General features: G+C 61.0%; 18 protein-coding genes and 1 pseudogene. 12 read left to right on the top strand and 7 right to left on the bottom strand.

Annotated elements, in window-relative coordinates; translation table 11 throughout:
• Positions 1–23: 23 nt before the first annotated feature.
• The 6 genes and pseudogenes from KF791_09750 to KF791_09725 form a co-directional block, all read right to left on the bottom strand.
• Positions 24–662 (bottom strand): type IV toxin-antitoxin system AbiEi family antitoxin domain-containing protein, encoded by a 639-nt coding sequence (locus tag KF791_09750; GenBank protein MBX3732865.1) that lies wholly within the window; start codon positions 660–662, stop codon positions 24–26.
• Complete coding sequence (locus KF791_09745) at positions 659–1,018, bottom strand: hypothetical protein (protein MBX3732864.1); 360 nt, start codon at positions 1,016–1,018, stop codon at positions 659–661. Before KF791_09745 ends, KF791_09750 begins: the two co-directional genes overlap by 4 nt.
• Complete coding sequence (locus KF791_09740; protein MBX3732863.1) at positions 996–3,803, bottom strand: relaxase domain-containing protein; 2,808 nt, start codon at positions 3,801–3,803, stop codon at positions 996–998. Before KF791_09740 ends, KF791_09745 begins: the two co-directional genes overlap by 23 nt.
• A gap of 162 nt (positions 3,804–3,965) precedes the next feature.
• A pseudogene (locus KF791_09735) lies at positions 3,966–4,240 on the bottom strand (alcohol dehydrogenase catalytic domain-containing protein).
• Between the two features lie 259 nt (positions 4,241–4,499).
• The gene (locus tag KF791_09730; protein MBX3732862.1) at positions 4,500–5,546 is read right to left on the bottom strand and encodes an alpha/beta hydrolase; all 1,047 of its coding nucleotides are present in this window, start codon (positions 5,544–5,546) and stop codon (positions 4,500–4,502) included.
• A gap of 74 nt (positions 5,547–5,620) precedes the next feature.
• Positions 5,621–6,532, bottom strand: a complete 912-nt coding sequence (locus tag KF791_09725; GenBank protein MBX3732861.1) for a helix-turn-helix transcriptional regulator — start codon at positions 6,530–6,532, stop codon at positions 5,621–5,623.
• A gap of 1,699 nt (positions 6,533–8,231) precedes the next feature.
• On the opposite strand from KF791_09725, the gene KF791_09720 reads away from it, so the two are divergent.
• From KF791_09720 to KF791_09700, 5 genes are all read left to right on the top strand, one after another.
• Positions 8,232–8,924, top strand: coding sequence for a hypothetical protein (locus tag KF791_09720; protein MBX3732860.1), 693 nt, complete (start codon positions 8,232–8,234; stop codon positions 8,922–8,924).
• A complete protein-coding gene (locus KF791_09715; protein ID MBX3732859.1) occupies positions 8,921–9,289 on the top strand; it encodes a hypothetical protein in 369 nt (122 codons plus the stop codon). The genes KF791_09720 and KF791_09715 overlap by 4 nt, the downstream gene beginning before the upstream one ends.
• An 89-nt stretch (positions 9,290–9,378) precedes the next feature.
• Positions 9,379–10,764, top strand: coding sequence for a type IV secretion system DNA-binding domain-containing protein (locus KF791_09710; protein MBX3732858.1), 1,386 nt, complete (start codon positions 9,379–9,381; stop codon positions 10,762–10,764).
• Positions 10,765–10,917: 153 nt separating this feature from the next.
• Positions 10,918–11,841 (top strand): Abi family protein, encoded by a 924-nt coding sequence (locus KF791_09705; protein MBX3732857.1) that lies wholly within the window; start codon positions 10,918–10,920, stop codon positions 11,839–11,841.
• A 668-nt stretch (positions 11,842–12,509) separates the two neighbouring features.
• Entirely contained in the window at positions 12,510–13,343 is an 834-nt protein-coding gene (locus KF791_09700; protein ID MBX3732856.1) for a hypothetical protein, read from the top strand.
• Between the two features lies 1 nt (position 13,344).
• On the opposite strand, the gene KF791_09695 is transcribed toward KF791_09700, so the two are convergent.
• On the bottom strand, positions 13,345–14,253 hold the full coding sequence (locus tag KF791_09695) for an ATP-dependent Clp protease ATP-binding subunit (protein ID MBX3732855.1): 909 nt from the start codon (positions 14,251–14,253) through the stop codon (positions 13,345–13,347).
• 132 nt (positions 14,254–14,385) lie between these two features.
• On the opposite strand from KF791_09695, the gene KF791_09690 reads away from it, so the two are divergent.
• From KF791_09690 to KF791_09660, 7 genes are all read left to right on the top strand, one after another.
• A complete protein-coding gene (locus KF791_09690; GenBank protein ID MBX3732854.1) occupies positions 14,386–14,739 on the top strand; it encodes a hypothetical protein in 354 nt (117 codons plus the stop codon).
• A 55-nt stretch (positions 14,740–14,794) separates the two neighbouring features.
• A complete protein-coding gene (locus KF791_09685; protein ID MBX3732853.1) occupies positions 14,795–15,151 on the top strand; it encodes a hypothetical protein in 357 nt (118 codons plus the stop codon).
• Positions 15,139–15,429 carry a hypothetical protein gene (locus KF791_09680; GenBank protein ID MBX3732852.1) on the top strand — a complete coding sequence of 97 codons (291 nt, stop codon included), beginning with the start codon at positions 15,139–15,141 and terminating at the stop codon, positions 15,427–15,429. Before KF791_09685 ends, KF791_09680 begins: the two co-directional genes overlap by 13 nt.
• Positions 15,430–15,431: 2 nt before the next feature.
• Positions 15,432–18,167 carry a hypothetical protein gene (locus KF791_09675; GenBank protein ID MBX3732851.1) on the top strand — a complete coding sequence of 912 codons (2,736 nt, stop codon included), beginning with the start codon at positions 15,432–15,434 and terminating at the stop codon, positions 18,165–18,167.
• A 95-nt stretch (positions 18,168–18,262) separates the two neighbouring features.
• Positions 18,263–18,586, top strand: a complete 324-nt coding sequence (locus tag KF791_09670; GenBank protein MBX3732850.1) for a hypothetical protein — start codon at positions 18,263–18,265, stop codon at positions 18,584–18,586.
• A gap of 8 nt (positions 18,587–18,594) precedes the next feature.
• A complete protein-coding gene (locus KF791_09665) occupies positions 18,595–19,404 on the top strand; it encodes a hypothetical protein (protein MBX3732849.1) in 810 nt (269 codons plus the stop codon).
• Between the two features lie 5 nt (positions 19,405–19,409).
• Complete coding sequence (locus KF791_09660; GenBank protein MBX3732848.1) at positions 19,410–20,477, top strand: hypothetical protein; 1,068 nt, start codon at positions 19,410–19,412, stop codon at positions 20,475–20,477.
• The last annotated feature ends 5 nt before the right edge of the window (positions 20,478–20,482 follow it).

The raw sequence follows: 20,482 nt of genomic DNA, 5'->3' as shown, positions 1-20,482 counted from the left end.
GCCGAGCGCAGTGCTACCATTGCCTATTTTTCAATGAGATCCGTTCCGCATTGCTTGCGTTTGGCTTCCAGCTCCTGTTCGGTGATCAGCCCTCGCCGGCGGGCCTCCGACGCCACCCGGCGCAGATCTTCCACCGAGGTGGGATGGAACTTGGCCAGATCCACCAAGGCCCGCAGCGGACGGCAAACGGCAAATCCCCGCAGACGGGTGAATTCCTTTGCCGGCACGGTCCCGCGATGGAGAACGACGCCTTTGGGAACCGGGCCATTTCGACGGAACGTCGGCGGTACGGTCATGTGCATGTCGGCCGGATTGAAGTCACCAAGGTCGAAGAGACTCAGTGCCGTCTCGTGCGAATACACGCCCACAGGCTTCTCGTCCCGCCCCCTCGACCATAGGTACCAGGCCACTTTGTCGCCGTCCTCCGGCCAGGGATAGTGGCGCAGGCGATAAATCCCGCGCCAAATCCGCTCCCAATTCCCAGTCCGGACGTGGTAAGGATGGGTGTTGTCGGCATAGCCCGCTTCAATGGCCTGCTTCGTGGCGAAGAAGCCTTGTTGGTCCTGGGCAATGCTCATCAGGGCAGCAAAGGAATCGCGTTTCTTAGCCACGCACAGATCCTCAATATATTTGAGGAATTGTGCAAGACTCCCTTTGATCAACTCGACGGCGTCATCGCTGTGGACTCGCTGTCTTTCACTTCGTGAACGGCGATTTCGCGAATGAAGGGTTGACCATCGGCGACGAGGTTACGGTAGCTGCCTGGGAGGCACGCCAAATGGGACAACTCCAGGCGCTGCATCGCCGTCTCGATTCGCCGAAGCGACTGTCCACGCACGACAACCTCGTGCGTGGCAAAGACCAGGCGAAGCTGCTGTTCCTTCTCCTCGGACTGGCATTCGGCGAAAACAAACTGGTCGAAGGGCAGCAGCAGGGCTTTTCCGGGTCCGATTTCAACACGGATGGAGCGCGCATTGGCGTCACTCGCCCAGCATTCAGGTGGTTTGGTGGTGTTCATGGCGTGGAACGGTTGACTTGTGCCGATGACGAAGCGGTTTCAGGCGGACAAGACGGTCTGCCGCTTGCCGACCGAATCGCAGCAGATGCCCATGGAGCCTGTCCCAAAGCCGGCGGCGCGGCTGTGAGACCAGTCCCGGCGCAAGGTCCAGGGCCAGACGCCGGTGCCCCGACCGGGTGAGGTTCTCGCGCAACTGTTCCTTGTCCGGCGTGAAAATGCGGATTCCTCGGCGGCCGCGAGAGATGGTCACATACCACTGCTGCGCGTTGGTCGCGGCCTTGATCGTCGAGTCGGAGAACAGAACGTAGTCCACGGTCTTGCCTTGGGAGCCATAGGAAGTGATCGCGTAGCCGGGGGAGAACTCCCGGTAGCTACTGTCCAACACCCGCCCGTCGTCGAGTTCCACAGCGCCATCGGAACGAACTGCCTTCACGGCAACCAATTCGCCGTTGGCAACCCGACTTCCCGAGGTCAACCGGCGATTAGCCTTCAGGTGCAGACGGTCGCCTGTGGCCACGGTAAGCTGGTGAGGACGACAAACGGAGATCCGATCCAAAAGGCGGTTCGGGATGGAGACGAACCGGCCCTCGACCTCCACCAGAACACCGCCAGAGACGATTCCAGCCAGTGTGCCCGTCTTTCCGGGTTCCGTGTCACGAACCTTCTGGTTAAAGAGGATCAGGGCTTCGGGCGGGTAGAACCGGTGATCTCGCTTCTGAGCGTTGGTGAGGTCGAGTCTATCCAGTGAGTGGACCAACGCTTCGGAGTGACCCAACAGCCCTTTGGCCTTGAGAGCTTCCCGGATCGAGGCATTTACCCGGTGAACTTCCGTCCAGGTCTGGGAAACGACGACCGCCGAGGCGTTTTGCTCATGGATCCGGACGTATTCCTCGGAGAGTTTCTCCACTTGGTCTGCAAGCCCGCAGGTGACCACGGACCCTGCTGCATCCAGTCTGGCGAACGACTCCGAAAGTTTTCCGTTCGCTGCGGCTTCGACGGCCTTGCGGTAGTCCCGAATCTGCCGCCTTTGGAGTTCGTCGCGGCCGAGGGACGGGTCCTGCCGACGGATGGTGTGCAGTTCCACGGGGCGGACGCCCGAGAATCTCTCGATGGCGACCAGAGCGTCGGAAGCCTCCACCGGGCCGTGCTGGCGGGTATCGCCGGACAAGAGCACTCGGGCGTTGCGCTCCCGTACGGTCCTCAGGAGGTCCAGCATCTGTTGCCCGCCGATCTGGCCGGCCTCATCCACCACCACGAGGGCGCCTCTGGGTAGTTCGCGGCTGCGGAGAAAGCTCGCGACGGTCTGTGGCGCAGGAAAGCCGTCTCGTTCCATCTCGACGACCTGCTGGCGTTGCGGTGCCAAAATGACGACCACTCGTCCGCAGGACTGGACCTCTTTGACCAGATGTCGCAGGACGAAGCTTTTTCCAGTGCCAGCGCCCCCGCGAAAGAGGCTGACGAGGTTGGTGGACGTGAGCAGGCGGTGGAGCGCCTGCCGCTGCTCGTCGTCCAGTTCCACCGGCAACGGCCGTGGCTCGTCAATCAGTGGCGTGCATTCACCATGGCCATTCTTGGCGATTTGGACGATTTCCCACTCCCGAGCCAGGACCTGCCGGAGGGTCACTTCGAAGGGACGATGTTCATCGCGAATGTACCCACGGGCGGCCGTGATCCTCTTGAGATCGGGCGCGGGAACTTGGCGGCCTCGAAGCCTGTCCAATGCTTCCTGCCAGATTTGGAATTCAGGGACAACGGAGTGCCGGTCGAAGAGGTGATCCTCGGACCATTGGACGGCCTCCCGCAGAATCTGGTCATCACTGACAGTTAGTGCAGGCGAGGGGCTGTTCGCCGACAATTGTCGGATTTGTTCGCGTTCAGCCGGAGTTGTTTGGCTGGCCCACAGGGTCCCGAGTTCACTTCGGGAAAGCGTCGGTTGTTTTCGCTGACGTCCTTTGATTGCCAGCCATTCTCTCAACTCCTTCAGATTGGCCCCACTCAACTCGGGCCGTTCCTGAAGCAAAGCGTCCAACGCACGATCAATCTGAGCATGCCGCTTGGAGAACCGGATGCACATCTCCTCCGGAACGCCGACCATCTCGAAATCCCCGCGAATCTGGTTTCGGATCTGGTAGCCGCATGCCTGTAGTTGGCGCGCCAATTCATGGTAGTACACCGATTCGACGTATCGGCGTGCCCGCAGGAGTTCACGGTTCTCCAAGGCCTTCCAGCGGTTCTCTTTCGGGTCGTAGGTGGCGTTGAAGACGATGCAGTGGGTGTGCAGGTGCGGATCCAATGCTCGGGAGGTGTCGTGGGTGAACAGGGCCGCAGCCATGTTCCCTGTGATACGATGGTCGCTTTTCCCAGCCAGTCGGACGCGGGTGGCAGCGAAAGGCTCCAACTCCATCAGGGCCGAGCGCACCGCGCGCTGGTGGGCCGCTTCGATTCGCGTGTCTCCTCCGATCAGGGCTGCGATGGACACCGACTTGGGAGGCGAGATGGTGAAGTCGAAGAAGATCCGACGGTTTGCCTTCACTTGATCGTCCTCGATGCGGGTGGACTTCAGCCGGACGGTGAGGGTCTCTCCTGTAGACGGATCTTGGTTTTCGCAGAGCCGTAGAAAGTCCGCCGCGAGGACTTCTCCGCGCAGGCCCAGTTGCTTTGCTGCCTCGCCAACCCACTCCCCGGTGACTCGTTGCCCCTGGTCGTAGTAATCGCCGACGCATAGGTGTTCCTTAAAGTAACTCTCTGCGTTTCGAAGACTGTACTGTGTCTTGGCAATGACCACGGCGAGGATATTGCCCGGAATCTGGATGCATTTTGTGTATCACGTACACCGTCCGCTCTCGTCGGCATGGTCAAGTGTCTCCATGCGCACGCATTCGCCGAATGCCCACGAGGCCCCGGAAGCAACTCTCGGGAATCTATCATGCCGGACACAGCGTCGGTGCTAGTGGAGAGAGGATCCCTTCGGATTGCCGTAGGTGAAAACCGTGGCACTATTGTCGCAATGTTGTCCCTCTCCATGCTGACAGCTCTCGCACGTTCCGCAACTGTCCACCATACAGCCGACGCCGACATGATTGGTCACGTTTTTGCCGACCGCCGCGACGACTCCGGCAATCTCGTGCCCCGGAACTTGCGGATATTTCTGAGGCCCCATTCGCCGCGAAGCTGATGGATGTCTGAATGGCAGATGCCAGAAAACTTAATGCCGATGAGAATATCCTCATCACCGACCGGCCAGCGCTCGAACGTCTATGGGCTCAGCTTCCCCGACATGTCTCGCGCGGGGTAGCCTTTTGATGCGACTCTTTTTATGGGATCGAGGGTTGATTGCCTTGCGCCAGGAGCCGCTGCCCTCCGGGTCCAGCGATGAGGATGCCTGTCCCAAAGACGGCTGATTTTTGGATAAACTGTCTTCGCGATTCCTTGTGCTCTCGTTTCATAGTCTATTTGTCGTTTGAACACCTTTTCGTCGCGCCTATTTCAGATGTCCGGTGAAGAAGGATGTGAGCTTGTCCCACGGGATTAAGTTTACGCGGTCGTAGAGATCGACGTGTCCGGCATTGGGAACGACAAAAAGTTCCTTGGGCTCGGAGGCCTTTTTAAACGCGTGTTCGCTGAAGATGCGTGAATGTGCCTGGTCTCCGGTGATAAACAGAACGGGTCGCGGTGAAATCCAATCCAGATGATCGAATGACCAGAATAGCATCATTTGGGCGCCGCTGGTCCGCCAAAAGGCCGTTGAAGAACGGGGGTGCTGGCCGCGCGGTGTGCGGTAATAGTCGTAAAACTCTTGGTCGATTTCGGACGACTTGTCGGTCAGTGTTTGCGGCGTTCCGATGGACATCGTGCGCACGGCGCCATCCACTTCCGCCCAACGTTGCTTCGAAATTTCGACCAGATTTTTTTTGAGCGCAGCGGTATCCACATTCTCAGCGAGACCTTGGCGGTGTGCCTGGCCGATGTCATACATGCTCACCGTTGCCACCGCCTTGATGCGCGGGTCGGTTTCCGCCGCAGCCAAACCAAAACTCCCGCTGCCGCAGACGCCAAGTACGCCGATGCGCTCCCGATCCACAAAGGGCTTCGTGCCCAGGAAATCAACGGCCGCGCTGAAGTCTTCGATCAACGCTTCGAACGAGGCGGTGAAGTGCGGTTGGCCGCCACTCTCGCCGTTGTAGGAGGGATCGTGGGCGATGGTCACAAAGCCGCGCTCTGCCATCGCTTGAGCATACAACCCGGCGCTTTGTTCTTTCACCGCGCCATACGGGCCGCCGACCACAATCGCGGGATGCATTTTGGAACGGTCGATGTTTTTCGGGACATAGAGGTCCGCGACGAGATTGATCCCCAGCCGATTATTGAAGGAGACCTTTTGATGGCTCACCTGGTCGCTTTGAGGAAACGTCTTGTCCCAGGCGAGTTGATCTGCCGCGCGGGTCACTTCGGACGTTGAAATGGCCGCGGCCAGAGCCGTGCCAGCAATGGCTTTTAAGGATTGATTGCGAATCGATTTCGTTTTCATGGCAGCGACCATGCCTCACCTTCGAGGATCGTTCTCTCGCGATCCTGCGACCCCTGTCGCAATCCTGCGGGAATCTAAAGCGAACTCCGAAACTTCGTCGGCGTGACGCCCACCACGCGTCGGAAGACTTGCGCAAAATGGCTCGGGCTGGTGTAACCCACTTCGAGCCCGACCTCAATGAGACTGCGCGAAGTTTCGCGAATCAACTGCTGGGCGCGCGTAATGCGCTGGCGGGTCACGAACTGCAACGGAGTCATGCCGGTGGCCTCCTTGAAGACATGGGCAAAGTGGGAGGAACTCAATTCCACCAGTTCGGCAAGGCGCTCGATCGAGATTTCCTCCGAGAGATGCGCAGCGACGTAGTCCTCGACCTTGCGGAGCTGGCGAATGGGCAGGCCGCCGCGATTAGTCAGCGTCTTGGCGGCGACATCCGTGTATTTTTCCACCAGATGCGCGGCGAAGAGCTGAGTGAGCGCGGCGACGCAAGGCGACTTCCCCGGCACCCGCGCGGCCAGAAATTCGGCACAAGTCAGGCAGATGGGCCACAGGATTTCGTCGGGACCAAAGAAGTCCACGACCTCAACGCGGTCTGCTTTGCCGGGATAGCGGGTTTGGAGCGCGGCCAGGAATGGCTCGACGGCGATGTGGAGGGAAAGTGTCTCCAGTTCTTCACCGGGTGGCGATTGGAAGCGCACCTCGTAGGGCGTGACTGAGCGGGTCACGAACAGCTCACCCGCGTGGATTTGCCGCGAGATCCACGCCCCTCCCACGTCTCGCTCACGGAACTCCGCCACGCCCCGGAGGTTGCAGGAAATGTGAGGCTCAGGAGTGGCTGGCACGAGAAAACGATCCACTACGCGCGGATGCTGCAGGCGCCGGGCATATAGCCCCTCCCACCGGAGCGCCACGCTGTCGGCCACCACTTCGCCGGTGAGATACCGGGGAAAAGCGGCGGCGGTGCTGCGGTCGGGCGTGTTCGCGTTCACATCTTTCCCATCTTCGCTTTCATCCCCGCATCCATCAGGAAAAGCGCGGCCAGGGACGTCTGAAAATTTTGGCATTCGCCAAGAGGGATTACACCAAATATCGCGGTGCTTCACAAGAAGCTCGAACTGGGGCAGCGCGAGGGAATGATTCTCCACCTCGTCAGCAGAATTCGTGGGGAGCGCACCTTGATGCGTCGACGCAACTATTTCGGAGAGATTTGGTTACGCACAAGCAATCGGCCGTTGTGCTTGGCATCCGAACCTGCCGTAGGCGGACACCAGCCTGCGTAAAGGACCGGCCCGCCTGTTGGTGGAGTGCGTCATCCTGACCCACAAGTTCTGCTGACGAGGCCGATTTGGCAGTCTGCGACGCCTGCGACAGCGCGCGTTTCGGCAGTCGGCTACGCAAAAGTGTTCCTTAAAGTAACTCTCTGCGTTTCGAAGACTGTACTGTGTCTTGGCAATGACCACGGCAGGGACATTGGCTGGAAACTGGATGCATTTTGTGTATCACGTACACCGTCCGCTCTCGTCGGCATGGTCAAGTGTCTCCATGCGCGCGCATTCGCCGAAGCCCACGAGAACCCGGAAGCAACTCTGGGGAATCTACCATGCCGGACACAGCGTCGGTGCTGACGAAGATGGTTCGCCATGCACTGTTATCGAGGCCCCCAGCCAACTTGTGGCCGAAGAGACGGCCGCGCGACTCGACTTCGGAGATCCTCACGCGATTGCAGTGACGCCCGAGCAGGCGGAGAAAGCGCAATGGCTGCCACAACGTAGGCCAGGTCACCGCCAGGAATTCGCTCGTTCCAAGCGACACGGGATTCAATGCGCGAAGGGATTGTCATGAGCCTTTCCTTTCATCCTTGGAACACAGGGGACGCCCTACTCCTACCAGCCGGTAGGGTTTGGTGTCCGCGAAGCAGTCGCCAGTTGCCCGCGGAATTGTCGCGGCGTAGGCAGTCGCCTCGGCCCAATGGTGGGCATGGCAGATCCACGGCCATGTCCCCGTGCGATCCGCGGCCAGGCCGCTCGACAGGTCATGGACAGTCCGCAGCCGCGGGTTGTCCACGGACGAAGGCGCGTTCCTGGCCAATCCACGGACGCGCCGCCGCCGAGGTCGTGAACCCCGTCAGTCCACGTCCTAACCAATGCCCATTCGTAAGCGCAGTCCGGCCCCGGACAGGGCGCGGTCTGTCCGCCCGACTGTCTTTCGGGCATGAGCCCGTCCACACCGAAATCCCCAAGCAGGCCACAACGATGCCTTCCCGATAGGTCCCGCCATGTCCTCCTTCGATCCCAATGCTGTCCGAGCCGCCGTCGCGGAGTTTACACCCCGTCGTCCACAACGTTTCCAGGAACTGTCCCCGGCGAAGGATGTCATCCTGGAGTTGCGACAGAAGCGGGCGTCGTATCGAGCCATCGCCGAACTGCTGACTCAGCACTGTTTGCCGACCAGCAAGACGGCCATCGCCGCCTACTGTCACGAAGTCCTTGGTGAGGGCATTCGCCCGCGGCGTCGGCCGACCCGACGACGTCCCGAGGAGAGCCCTCCACTGGCTACGAAAGTCCCGAGCGATTCCGCGGATAAGATCATGGCCGTGGACGCTGATTCACCGGGTGGTGCCGCAGGCGCGCCACCCAGAACTCGTGGGCCTCGGATCGCCCAAGTCAGGATGTTGACCCCACAATCGCCATGAAACGTCTGGTTTTGGTCCTCAATGGCAAGGGAGGCGTCGGAAAGAGCTTCTTCGCCGTCAACTTCGTCCAATTCCTGAAAGATCAGGAGATCCCCCATGTCGCGGTGGACAGCGACAACGAGAATTCGACCCTGAAACGCTTCCACGGCGACGCCCGGTTCCTCGACTTGGGGCAGCGCCGGGAACTCGACACCATCTTCCAAACCTTCGAGGAGGCGCGCCTGGTCGTCGTGGATTGCCGGGCGGCATCCACCGATCTCTTCCTGGACTACTTTGCCGAGATTGATCTGCCGACGCTGCTGCCGGCCTTGGGCGTCGCCCTGACGCTGGTCATGCCGGTGAACCATGAACTGGACAGTGTGGATCAGGTTCAACGGGTCGCGGATCAGCTTGGGAAGCTGGGGCGCTACGTGATCGTTCGCAACGCGGCGCACAGCGAGAGCTTCGCGCTCTTCGATGCCGCCGAGGTCCGGACCCGCCTGAGGACTGAGCTGGGCGGGCAGGAGATCGAGATGCCCAGACTTCAAGATTGGCTGGTCGAAGCATTGAACCGGGAAGGTGTCACGGTGACCCACGCCCTCAAGCATCCTGCATTCCATCTGCTGGATCGGCAGCGGCTGATCACTTGGCAAAAGCGCCTCTACGCCGGATTCGAGTCCACTCGCCAGCTCCTGCTGTCTGGGAAATGAAGCCAGCCGAACCAGCCTTCGACTTCGACGAAGAATTCGAGCGGGCCGTCGCCGCCTGGCGGGAGCGCCATCGCCTGCGCGAAGACGATGCCGTGCTGCTGCTCGTGGAGTTGTTCCGAATCCATCAACAGCACTGGGACGCCCTGCGTCGCCGAGATTCTCCATCGTGGGAGCAGCTCCGCCGAGACCTTGTGAGATTCGACGAGGTGGTCCGGCGGACTCAGGACGTGTGCGCCAGCCTCAATGACCGGCTTCCACGGCTCGTCGGCCACCTCGATACGCCGAGGGTTACCCGGACGGCGGCTTGGCTGGCTGCCGTCGCCGGAAGCCTCGCGGGCTACCTGATCGGAAAGGCGGGCCTGTGAACTTGCCCCTCTTCGACGAAATCGGTCGGTTCTTGACACGCTTGCCAGAACTTGACGCCTCCAGACCGGTTCTTTTCGCCTGCGCTGCTGTGTTGGCCACCATTGCGCTGTACGCCCTGTTTCGTCCGCGTCGGAGGCCTGGGGTGGTCGCGAGGTTGGGCGGTTTGGTCTGGAAACGAACGCAGTTCTGCCGGGGTTGGCTGATCACCGGCGATACCGGTTCTGGCAAGACCAGTTCCGGCATCAATCAACTGGCACACCAGGTCTTCCAGAACGAGCCGCGCTGGGGCGGACTGTGTGTGGACGAGAAGGGTGTGTACTGGGAGACCCTGTCCGCCATGGCGCAACACTACGGCCGGGAATCCGACCTGATCCATCTCCAGGTGCGGTCTAGTGACACCGATGGAAACTGGCAGCCGCATCATCGGTACAACTTGATCGGGGACCGAAGCATTCCGTTTTCGACCTACGCCAAGTTCGTCGTGGATACCGCAACCAGCCTCGGACAAGGGGGCGACAAGGGTTTCTTCAAGAGCCAAGCCCAGACGCACATCGCCCACGGGTTGGAACTCCTCTACGAACTGTCCCGTCCGGTCACTCTTCTGGGCGTGTACGAATTGCTGTCCCGACGCGACGACCTCCAGGAGGCCACGGAGGATTTGGCCGACCTCCTCGAAACGCCCAGGCGGACGGCGATTCACGCCCATTTCCTGAACCGATTCTTGAACCAGCCGGACGAACAGTTGGGAGGAGTGCGGGAAACCATTGGCAACTACCTCCAGTACTTCCTGACGCCCGAGATCGCCGAAGTGTTTTGCTCCGGCAGCAGCACCTTCGATTTCTCAGCGGTGGACCAGGGAAAGATCCTCCTGACGACCATGCCCCAGCGCTTTCAGACCGAGCGCCGGTACGTGAACACTTTCCTGAAGCTGCTCTTTTACAATCACGCACTCCGCCGCTTCGACAAGCCGCGGGAAGAGCGATCCCGCGACAACCTGCTGATCCTCTGGGCCGATGAGGCTCAACGCTTCATGACGGCCAGCGAAGACGGCACCAGCGACTACAACTGCGTGGACGTCATCCGCGAAGCGGGGGCCACCATTGTTGCCGCCGCTCAGTCCACGACCTCCCTCATCCCACCCTTGGGCAACGACAAGTCCCGCGTGTTGACCCTGAATCTCCGCAACCGCCTCATCTTCCGCTCCGCCGACGAGGCGGACGCGGTGCAAGCGGCCGATTTCCTGGGCAAGAAGCGCGTGATCAAGCGATCCTGGGGCTACAGCGCCGGCAAACGGAACGTGAACTACTCCGAAACCGAGGAGCACAAGCTGAAGCCCCACCAACTCCGCAATCTCCGCGACCACGAGTGCGTCCTGGTCCACTGCGAGCGAGGATTCCGGAAGGTCATCCTGCCTCCCCTGGAACCGACGGGCGAACCGGCGGCCTGGTTTCGATCCTGGCGTCTCTTCGGGTGAGGCGGTTTGGCGGGCATTCCATGGGCAAGATCGCTCCCGAAACTGTTTTACAAAAGGCAGCCTTCACGCCATGTTCAAAGCAACAAACCCGCCACGCCTCTCGTCAGATCGGCGCACCAGGGCGGGTGCTCCATTTTTGGGGAGGGCTACGGAATGAAGTTCACCAAGCCTGCCGTAGATCTCAACCGGCAACTCCAGAAATGGCAGTCGCGCGGCTTGGTCGTCGCGAATCCCGCTGAGGCGCTGCACTATCTTCAGTTCATCGGTTACTACCGGTTCTCAGCCTACACGCTTCCGTTCCAAACGCTCGCCCTTCCCGGCAAACCGTTCACGCCGGGGACGACCTTCGAGCAGGTGTTGTCCGTCTATGCCTTTGACCGCGAATTGCGCTTGCTGGTGTTGGACGCCATCGAGCGGGTGGAAGTGGCCGTCCGCAGCAGCATGGTGAATCACATGTGCGTCAAGCACGGGGCGCATTGGTTCATGGACGCCGGGCACTTTCGGGTGCCGGGTACGAATTCGCCCCGACGATTCGACCATGTCCGATTCCTGGATACTCTCGACGAGGAACTCGGAATTCCGTCGAGTGCCAAGGCTCCGGCGCGTCCTCACAACGAGGTGTTCATCAATCACTATTTCGCGAAATACACCGACCCCTACCTGCCTCCGGCCTGGATGGTGTTTGAGGTGGTTTCGATGGGAACGCTTTCGCTCGTCCTGGCCAATCTCCGGAACAACACGGATCGGACAGCCATCGCCAAGCCGTTCGGTGTGGATGAGCAGGTGTTGGGAAGCTGGCTGCATACCCTCAGCTACGTTCGCAATCTGTGCGCGCATCATAGCCGGCTGTGGAACCGGCAACTGGTCATCAAACCCATCATCGCCAAGAAACATGCGACGCAGGTGTTGGTGAAGGACCGGATCTACGCCATCGCATTCATCCTGAACTACTTGCTCGGTATCGTCGCCCCGCGCAACGCCTGGCACGAGCGCTTGTACAGGCTGATTCAATCGCACCCTGTAGTGAACACGGCGGCGATGGGATTCCCCAAGGATTGGGCCAGCCAACCGTTTTGACCGTCAAATCCCGCCTGACTTGTGGTCTCCATCGGTCGCTCGCCGGCGATGGTGTCGCAATGCCGGCCCAACCAAGCCATGGAACTGCGAGAATCCCATTGAAATCAAACTCCGCGTGAACCCGTCGGCGGAGTGTGGGGTGGGGCCGGCCACCTCCAGGATGCTACGGGTCGGCTCGACACACGCTCGCCGCTTCCGTTCCTCCTGGACCTAGCCGGCCCCACCGTGAAGGCGGCCTCTAGGGTTTCACGCGGGGGAATGGCCGCTGAGGCGACCGGAGGAGACCTCCAGCAGTCAGCAGACAGCGCCGGCAGACTTGTGCTCGGTATTGCCGGTGGAATCGAAATGGAGTACCTCCAATCTACGGGGAGCACTGCCCGCCAATTCATGACGTAGCTGAAACATCACAACTTTTGCCTGTCTCGGTTCGGTCCCACGAGAAAACCGCGAATTTGCCAGTGGACGAAGAGAACCGCCGGAGCACGCGCCCCATCGGGCGCGGCTCGGCGTGCTTCTCTCCAGGGCGCTTCGCGGTGCCTCTCGTGGGGGTACGTTGGGTCCGCGCCTTTGGTTTTCGGAGATTGCCGATTCCGCCGGCTTGCGCCAGACGCCAAAATTGGGGATTCCCAAGACGTCACCGCCGAATTGCAGCAGGATTGAGGAGGCCATTGAAAACGCGTATTCACGTTACCCGTCACCGGAATGGCCAGGTTCGCGAGCGGATTTCCCTTCGCGGAGGAGTCCGTCACGGAATCAGTCGGACATGGCATCGCAACGGCCAGATGGCGTCCCAAGAGCCGTACGCGAAGGGCTTGCTCCACGGGACTTGCCGTCAGTGGAGTCCAAGCGGATGCCTTCTAGGGGAATACGCCATGGTGTATGGCACCGGTCTTCAGCGGGAGTGGCACGACAACGGGCAGCTCAAGATTGAGGTTTCGACCGTCTCGGGGAAGTTCTGCGGCAGGAATCGAATCTGGCTGAATGACGGCTCGCTGGCTTCTGAACGCTACTACCTCCACGGAACTACTGTTTCCCGCGCCGAGTACCTGCGGGCAAGACGGGACGACTCATCCTTGCCTGCCATACAGGACAGCACACCCTGGAAACGACTGCGTAGTTCCGCGGTCATCGAACGCCGCTCTCACGAAACCTGTGTCGCGGCGATGCTGGAGCGAGTTCCACGAAGCGAGGCTCGGCAATGGTTTGGGGAGGCCAAGAGATCGGCGTTTCCATCTCTCGGGCGGTTTCGGACGGCCAGATCCGCTCTAGACTTCGTCGAATCCCTTTACACGGCCGGCGCCCAGGAGGTGGTCGTGCCGGACATTTACCGGGATCGCAAAGGCCGGGAGTACGCGGATTGGCTGTTGGTCCGATTGCCCCGTGCGGCGAAAATGCGTCAGCGAATCCGGCGTGCGTGCGGGCTGCTCAAAAAGCAGACACTCGGAGCATTTCTTCCGAAGCGGGACCTGGGAGAATCCCACCTCTTCCTCGTCTTGGAGTGAGTCAACAGACGGTGAGGCAGTCGCGGTCCTCGTCCACAGCGAGGCGTCCGTCCGTAGGCCGGCCGTTCAGCAGACAATCAGCCACAGCGTCACCCACCTGCTTTTCTACGGTGTCCCGCATCGGCCGGGCACCCAACTTAGGATGGAACCCCTTTCGGACGAGGAACGGCAGGACGGTCGGATCCAGAGCAAGCCGATGGCCGCGTTCTGCGAGGAAGGACACCTCTCTGGTCAGAAATTTTTCGGCGATCTCCAGTTGGTGTTCGTAAGAGAGACGGTGGAAGACCAGCTTCTCAGTGATCCGCGCAAAGATTTCGGGCCGGAGGGCCTGTTGGGCTCGGGTCAGGACATGCCGTTCGAGAGTGGACTCACTGGAATGTTGGAGGCTCATGAGTTCGGCGGAGCCGATGTTTGAAGTCAGCCACACGTAGAAGCCGCTGAAGTCCAGCGTTTGTCCGGTGGCCATGGTCAGCCGGGCGGCGTCGAGCAATTGCAGCAGCAGATCGAGCACACGCGGATGGGCCTTCTCAGCTTCGTCGAAGAGCAGCGAACCTTCGGAGGCTTGTTCACGGATTGCGCCCAGGAATCCGACCTCCCCGAGCTTGGCGCCCAGCAAGAGGCCAAGCGATTCCTGCGTCTGGTATTCCGACATGTCGAAGCGGAACAGGCGGCCCGGGCCGAAGACGTGGTGGGTCGTAACCAGGACGACCTCGGTCTTCCCGACACCGGTAGGGCCGAGCAGCGCGAAGGAGCCACGTGGCCGTGAAGGGTGACTAAGCCCGAGTTCACCGCGTTGGACCACTGAGCAGATGCGCGGCAACACCTGGGACTGACCGCGGATTTCGCGTGCCAGCACCGTGTTCAGCGTTTGGAGACGTTCCAGCTTCGTCGCGGTCAGAAGTTCAGCCATGGCCTGGACTCTATCGGCACACCGATGGCGTTTTGTGTACCACATACATCTACGGGAGTGCTGACGGTGATAAGCCCTTGCCCGTGATCGGCGGGAAACGCCGCTGATACAGAAAAACAAATCGAAATCACCATGAAGCTCACATCCACCATCCGTCTCACCTCAGCACGTCGGCTCCGTACGGTCGGAGCCGTCATTGTGGCCCTCGCCGCCAGCGCGTTTCGCGCGGCCGCACAAGCGTTCGATTCCACGGACCTCAAGACCGGGATCAGCAACAGCCTTGCCGTGATCATGATGTTCGGGTTCGTCCTCGGCATCGCGGCGGTCATCGCGGGCGGCTTCGCCATCCGGCGCGGCGACGTGGACCAGGGGAAGATGTCCATCATCGGCGGCGCGATTATCGCGGCAGCGCCGGCGGTGATCTTCGCCTTCTTCAAGATCTTCGGGATTGATGACAACAGCTCGATTGGCGTTGGCGCCTTCTGAGCGGCCACCAGTGCGTCCTTTTTCCCGCGTCGCTCACCAGTCTCTGCCTTGCACCATGAAGACCGAACTTCGATTCACGGATTCCAACGCGGCCTCGGATTCTTCCGGCCGCACCTGGGGATTAGAGGGAAATCTCTTCTGGTGGCTGGTGGGCGGCGTCGGGGCCGGACTCATCTTGTTCTTCCTGCTCCTGGTCGCGTGCCGGGCGGGGTTGATGACCTCCTTCGGCGTCGCGGTCGTCCCGGTCCTTCTCTGCTTGGCCTACATCTTCGGCCTGCGCCAGGGGAAGCCGCCCGGGTACGACCGCGATTGCCTGGAATTCTGGCTGGGAGGCGCGGGCTTCGGTCCGGAGAACCATCAGGCGTCCGCTGCAGTGCATCCGCTTTCCGAGGAGGGATTATGGAAGCGTTGAGCCTTCGGGAACGGGAGCGTCGGACGCTGTTGTCCAACCTGGACAAGGCGGAACGGGCGTTGCGCCAGAATCTCCATCAGCACGGCCTTGACCCCGCCGCACGGGAGCACATGGAGCGAGCCCTCAGCCACGTACGGGAAGGCTACATCGCGGTGAACGAGCCGGGCCGGGCGCGAACCGTGGGGCAATTGACCGAGGACATCACCAAGGGGCACAACCTCCTGAGCCGTCTCCTCCAGCAACAGCGCAACGCCAGCACCCATTCTCCAGGAGAGTGACCATGTTTGAGCGGGCTCCCAACGGATACTTCGTGCGGAATATGCTGGTTTTCAACCAGCTCCGCCGCGGCGGCCAGGTCGCCAAGGGGTTCTTCTTCGAGGCGCCGGACCTGACCAATTCGCCGGTCAGTGATCTCAACGACTTTCAAGATCAACTCTGCCTGCTACTGGCGTCGCTGCACGAGAATCAGCGCCTCCAGGTGCAGTATTTCTGCGACTGCGACTACAAGTCGGAGTTGCTGCGGTACCAGGCGGAGACGGAGCGGTTCATCAACGTGTGGACCCGCCGCGCCCGCAATGAACGGTTCACCCGGTACTGGCAGGCCATGGGGGATCGAAAGCTGCGCCGCCAGCGGGTGGTCATCTATGTGAGCCGCGCCCTGGAAGCCGTGCCCAAAGCGTTCCAGACCGCCGCCGCACGCCGCGAGTATTACGGCGTGCTGCTGGATCAGCTCCAAACCGAGTTCGAGCACGTGCATCGTCTGCTGCTTGAGATTTTCGGCTCCAGTGGCACTCGGGTGCTGCCGATGAGCGATCTTGATCACTACCGGCACTTCACCCGATTCCTGAATCCATCGCTCAACGACCGCTTCGATTTCGACCCGGCGGAGGGATTCGCGCCCGAGCTCTCGATCCAGGAGAACTGCTGGCATAGTGAAGGGAACGGGCAGAGCGATTTCGGGTTCTTCCTCGATGGACACTACCATTCGCTGATCGTGCTGACCCGTTGGCCGCGGACCACCTATCCCGGAATCGTCCAAAGGCTCACCAATCTGCGGCTCCTCGACTACACCATCACGGTCAACGTGGACCCGCTGCCGGTGACTCGGGAGATCTCGCGGGAAGAGAAGGAGCACGACCGCGTGGCAGGGGATTACGCCAGCGAGAAGAAGATTTCGCTGCTCACGGTGATGGAGAAGAAGGCGCGGAAGATCCACGCGCTGATGCAGGGGCAGACGATTCCATTCCACGCGCTGTTTGTGATCCGGGTCTGGGACAAGACGCGGGACGGCCTGAATGCCAAGGCTGGCGCGATCAAGAATGCGATGAACTCGATGAACGCCGCCCAGTATTTTGAGAGCAATCTGCCGAGCACTTCCAAGAATCTCTTTTTCCAGACCTGGCCGGGTTGGACCTGGGGGCGGTACCAGCACCGGAAGCTGTACGCCGAACACCGGTATCTGGCCGATATGCTGCCGGTGACCAGCACATTCACCGGACATCTCGCGACCGCCGAGGCGATCTACGATGGGCCGGCGAACAATCTGGTGGGTGTGGAGACGTTCTCCGGTTCTGACGATAACAAGGCACCGCAACACGCGGTTCTCCTGGGGATGTCGGGAGCGGGGAAGTCGGTGACGGTCTGCGATCTGCTGACCCAGACCGAGGGGTATTTCGGGTACACGGTCATCATCGAGGAAGGGCTGAGCTATGGCATCTACACCGCCACCGTCGAGGAGGGTGCCCGGCCGATCATCATCCATCCCGACGGGGACCTGACCATCAACTACCTCGACACGAAGGGGCTGCCGCTGACGCCGGACCATCTGTCGGCGGCCACGGCCCTGGTCGCCCGGATGATTGGCGTCAGCGCGCAAGAGGACAAACAGATGCTCCGGCAGGCGCAGATCGCCAAGTACCTGAACCTGCTCTACGAGGATGCGTTTCAGGACTGGTGCAAACGGCGCCACGAGCAACTCCTGGAACTGGCCCGTCACGCCCTCGCCTTGCAGCGGTTCCGGGAGGAACGGATGCCGCCTGGGGCGACGAGCCTGGAGACTTTTGCGGACTTCCGAGACTGGAAGGCGAGCCACCCCGACGAGGCGGAGAGCTATCAGCGTCAAATCCAAGAAGCGGCCGCGCTGAAGTTTCTCAAAGACCCCAAGACCAGTAAGGAAGTCCGCAACCTGGCTTTCGCGCACTTCACGCCAGAGGAGTTCCCGACTCACCGGATGCTCCAGGAACTGATGATGCTCGATCCGATGGGAGCTGAGCGGGACCAGATCGTGGAGATTGCCACGTTGCTGCTGCCGTGGTGCCGGGACGGCAACTACGGCAGCCTCTTCGATGGAACGAGCAACCTGTCGTTGACCGGCCGGATCGCGCACTTCGAGCTGGGGTACATCCCGGAATCGGCCAAAGAGCTGAAGTCCGCCGCGGGCTTTCTGATCACCAACCATGCGCGCAAACACATCATGACGCTCCCGCGGGCGGTCCGGAAGCGGAACGTGTACGAGGAAGTGGCCCGCTTCCTCGACATCCCCGGAGGCCAGGAGATCGTGCAGGAGAGTTACGCGCAGCTCCGGAAGTTCAATTGCTGGAACATCTCGATTGTTCAGCAGTACGCCCGCTTCAAGCAAAGCCGGATTCGGTCCGCGGTTTTCGGCAATTCCCGACAGTTCTTCATCCTTCGCCAGAACGACCGTGGCGACCTGGACGATATGGGGCGGGACATCGCGCTGCCGGAAGTCACCCAGCACGCGATCATGAACTACCCGCTTCCCGACCATCAAACCGGGCAAAAGTATTCCCCATTTACCTACCTGCACACCGATTCGACCCGGGCAATATGCGGGACGGTCCACAACATCGCCTCCGCCGAGATGCTCTACTGCTCCAGTTCGAGCGGGGAACACTTCGACAAGCGGGCGCGCGAACTGCGCCAGAGTCCAAGCGTGGTCGAAGGGATCATCTCCCACGCCCGGCCTCAGGCGTCTTCTCCTTCTCAACTTCTATGAAGCTCAATTCCAAAACTCTTTGTCGTTGCATCGGCCTGGCTCTCATCGCCGCGTTGGCGCCCGGTTGCGCCGCTACTCGCCCCTTCGGAGACGCCGTGCTTGGTGCCGGTGGTGCGTACTTGGGACACGAACTGTCCGATGGAAATCCCATCGCCACGGCCGCCGGGGCCGCTGGCGGGGTCCTCCTGAGCGAAGGCCTCCACTATCTGGCTGGAAAGGAGACGCAGAAGGCGTACTCGGCCGGCTACGACAAGGGCAAGAGCGACGCGGTCAAACAGCAGTACTGGCTGTACGTCTCGCAACAACGGCAGCGCGACGGGGCGGGAAGCGTCCGCCTGTATCCGGTGCGCCTTCCGGAGCAACGGCTGGATGGCGTGACCTTCCAGGCCACCACCAAGCTGTTGCGGATCGAAGAATAGGGGGCGCCATGAAACACGTTCTGCCCTACATCCTCGCTTGGCTAGCCGCGACAGCGCTCGCACCGGCAGCTCGCGCCCAGTGGACGGTCTATGACCCGGCGGTCCACAGCCAACAGATCCTCAGCACGGCGCAGGAGATCGCCAAGTTTGTCGAGGTCATCAACAACCAAGTCAGCCAGCTCGATCAGCTCACGGAACAGGTCGCGACCCTGCATCACTATGTGGATCTCTTCGGTGATCCCGGGGCGGTCGTGCCGGAAGCGATTGGGGCGTTGACCGCAGAATTGTCAAAAACGGAACTGGGACAAAATCTTGGGGCACTCCAAGCGGCGGCCGATGCTACGGCCGCGATGCTCAGCGACGGTGCCGGTCTCTATCGAGCCGTCGGGGAGGTGTTCTCCACTCCCGGCGGAGCAGTGATCCAGCGTCGGCCAGAGCCCTATCGCCCGGTGGCCGCGATTCAGCAGACGGCCGCAAACTACCTGGCGGTGGCAAAGGATGCGGCTGGCCGGAGGGTGGAGCTGAAGAAAGAAATTGGGCTCACGGTGGAGGCTCTTCGGGCGGCGACCACGGACGCTGAGGTCCAGAAACTGACCGGCGTCCTGATGGGACTGGCCACCGCGCTGGATGGCGCCGGTCAAGAAGTGACCGAGGCGATGGCGTCGGCATTGGTCCAGGACATCGCCAATCGGGCGGACAGGCAGCGGCAGATGGAAGCGTTGAAGGAACAGCAACACGCGGAGTTCCGGGAGGCCATTGGGCGATACGGTGAGGTCTTTCCTCTCATGAACCAACCGACGCTCTTCCCAACCAAGTAGATTCCATGGCGACCTTCGAACAGATCTTTCCGACGTTCCTGCAGAAGTGCATCGAGCTCCACGCGCTGCTGCAGGTGGTGGCGTTCCTGCTGTTCGTGGTCGGCACGATCACGTTCGTCATTCACGGATTTTCATCCAAAACGCTGTTGCTGCATCTGGTCCGACTGGTGGTCCTGACGGCGCTGCTGGTACTTCTGCCGGAGTGGGGCAATCGCATTCAGCAACTCCTGCAGGACTCGGTCCTGTCGGGCCTGGGCGTGGACCCCGCTGACGTGCATCGGCAGTACAACGCCTTGTTGATCGTAAAGAGGGATACCGGGGCAGAGCGCTCGTGGTGGGACATTCTGAGCGACCTGAACGGTTTCACCATTGAGGTATTGGTAACTGGCCTGCTGTGGCTGCTGGCTCAATTCGCGTCTTTCCTCATTTATTGGGCCTATGTGTTCCAGAAAGTCATCCTCTACTTGGGTTACGCTCTCTCTCCGCTGCTGATCGGACTGATGGCAGTCAGGGAGCTTCGGTCTGTCGGGACCCGCTTTCTTCTAAACTTGGTTGGGGTACTCCTCTGGCCGTTGGGCTGGGCCGTGGCGGCTATCGTGACCCAAGGGATTCTGGATTTCATGACGGACCCGGCTTTCAAATTCTTTGATCCGACTTCGACCCTCTACGCGCTCCAATCAACCATCGGTCTGGGTTTGGTGGCGTTTTGGATTTTCTTCAGCACTGTCTCGGCCCCCATCGTCATCCAGAGGGTCTTTTCGGCAGGGGCATTGGCCGGCAGCCAGTTGGTAGCCGGCGCCTTCAGCGGGTTCCTCCAGACCGCCGCGACGACCGCCGGCGCCGCGGCAGTGGCATCATCCACAGGAATTCCCGCCGTCACGATGGGAGCCGCCGGAATGGCGGCGGTCTTGAGCACTCTTTCGACGGCGGCCGGCCACGGCAGCGCCGGTGCCATCATCATCGCTGGCAGTGGCCTTCCGCCCCGCAGCGCCCGCGGCCGGCCCGGCGATGACATAACGGGAGACAAGGCCGTCCGGGAGCTGATCGCCAAGGGACGCAGTCAATACTACTGACCATC

The organism is Verrucomicrobiia bacterium (assembly GCA_019634635.1).
Taxonomy (GTDB): domain Bacteria; phylum Verrucomicrobiota; class Verrucomicrobiia; order Limisphaerales; family UBA9464; genus UBA9464.
This window is presented reverse-complemented; position numbering and strand designations above follow the sequence as displayed.

Excerpts from the sequence above, each read along its gene's own strand:
- KF791_09745 (MBX3732864.1), bottom strand. The coding sequence starts at position 1,018 with ATGAACACCACCAAACCACCTGAATGCTGGGCGAGTGACGCCAATGCG.
- KF791_09730 (MBX3732862.1), bottom strand. The coding sequence starts at position 5,546 with ATGAAAACGAAATCGATTCGCAATCAATCCTTAAAAGCCATTGCTGGC.
- KF791_09720 (MBX3732860.1), top strand. The coding sequence starts at position 8,232 with ATGAAACGTCTGGTTTTGGTCCTCAATGGCAAGGGAGGCGTCGGAAAG.
- KF791_09715 (MBX3732859.1), top strand. The coding sequence starts at position 8,921 with ATGAAGCCAGCCGAACCAGCCTTCGACTTCGACGAAGAATTCGAGCGG.
- KF791_09705 (MBX3732857.1), top strand. The coding sequence starts at position 10,918 with ATGAAGTTCACCAAGCCTGCCGTAGATCTCAACCGGCAACTCCAGAAA.
- KF791_09695 (MBX3732855.1), bottom strand. The coding sequence starts at position 14,253 with ATGGCTGAACTTCTGACCGCGACGAAGCTGGAACGTCTCCAAACGCTG.
- KF791_09690 (MBX3732854.1), top strand. The coding sequence starts at position 14,386 with ATGAAGCTCACATCCACCATCCGTCTCACCTCAGCACGTCGGCTCCGT.
- KF791_09685 (MBX3732853.1), top strand. The coding sequence starts at position 14,795 with ATGAAGACCGAACTTCGATTCACGGATTCCAACGCGGCCTCGGATTCT.
- KF791_09680 (MBX3732852.1), top strand. The coding sequence starts at position 15,139 with ATGGAAGCGTTGAGCCTTCGGGAACGGGAGCGTCGGACGCTGTTGTCC.
- KF791_09675 (MBX3732851.1), top strand. The coding sequence starts at position 15,432 with ATGTTTGAGCGGGCTCCCAACGGATACTTCGTGCGGAATATGCTGGTT.
- KF791_09665 (MBX3732849.1), top strand. The coding sequence starts at position 18,595 with ATGAAACACGTTCTGCCCTACATCCTCGCTTGGCTAGCCGCGACAGCG.
- KF791_09660 (MBX3732848.1), top strand. The coding sequence starts at position 19,410 with ATGGCGACCTTCGAACAGATCTTTCCGACGTTCCTGCAGAAGTGCATC.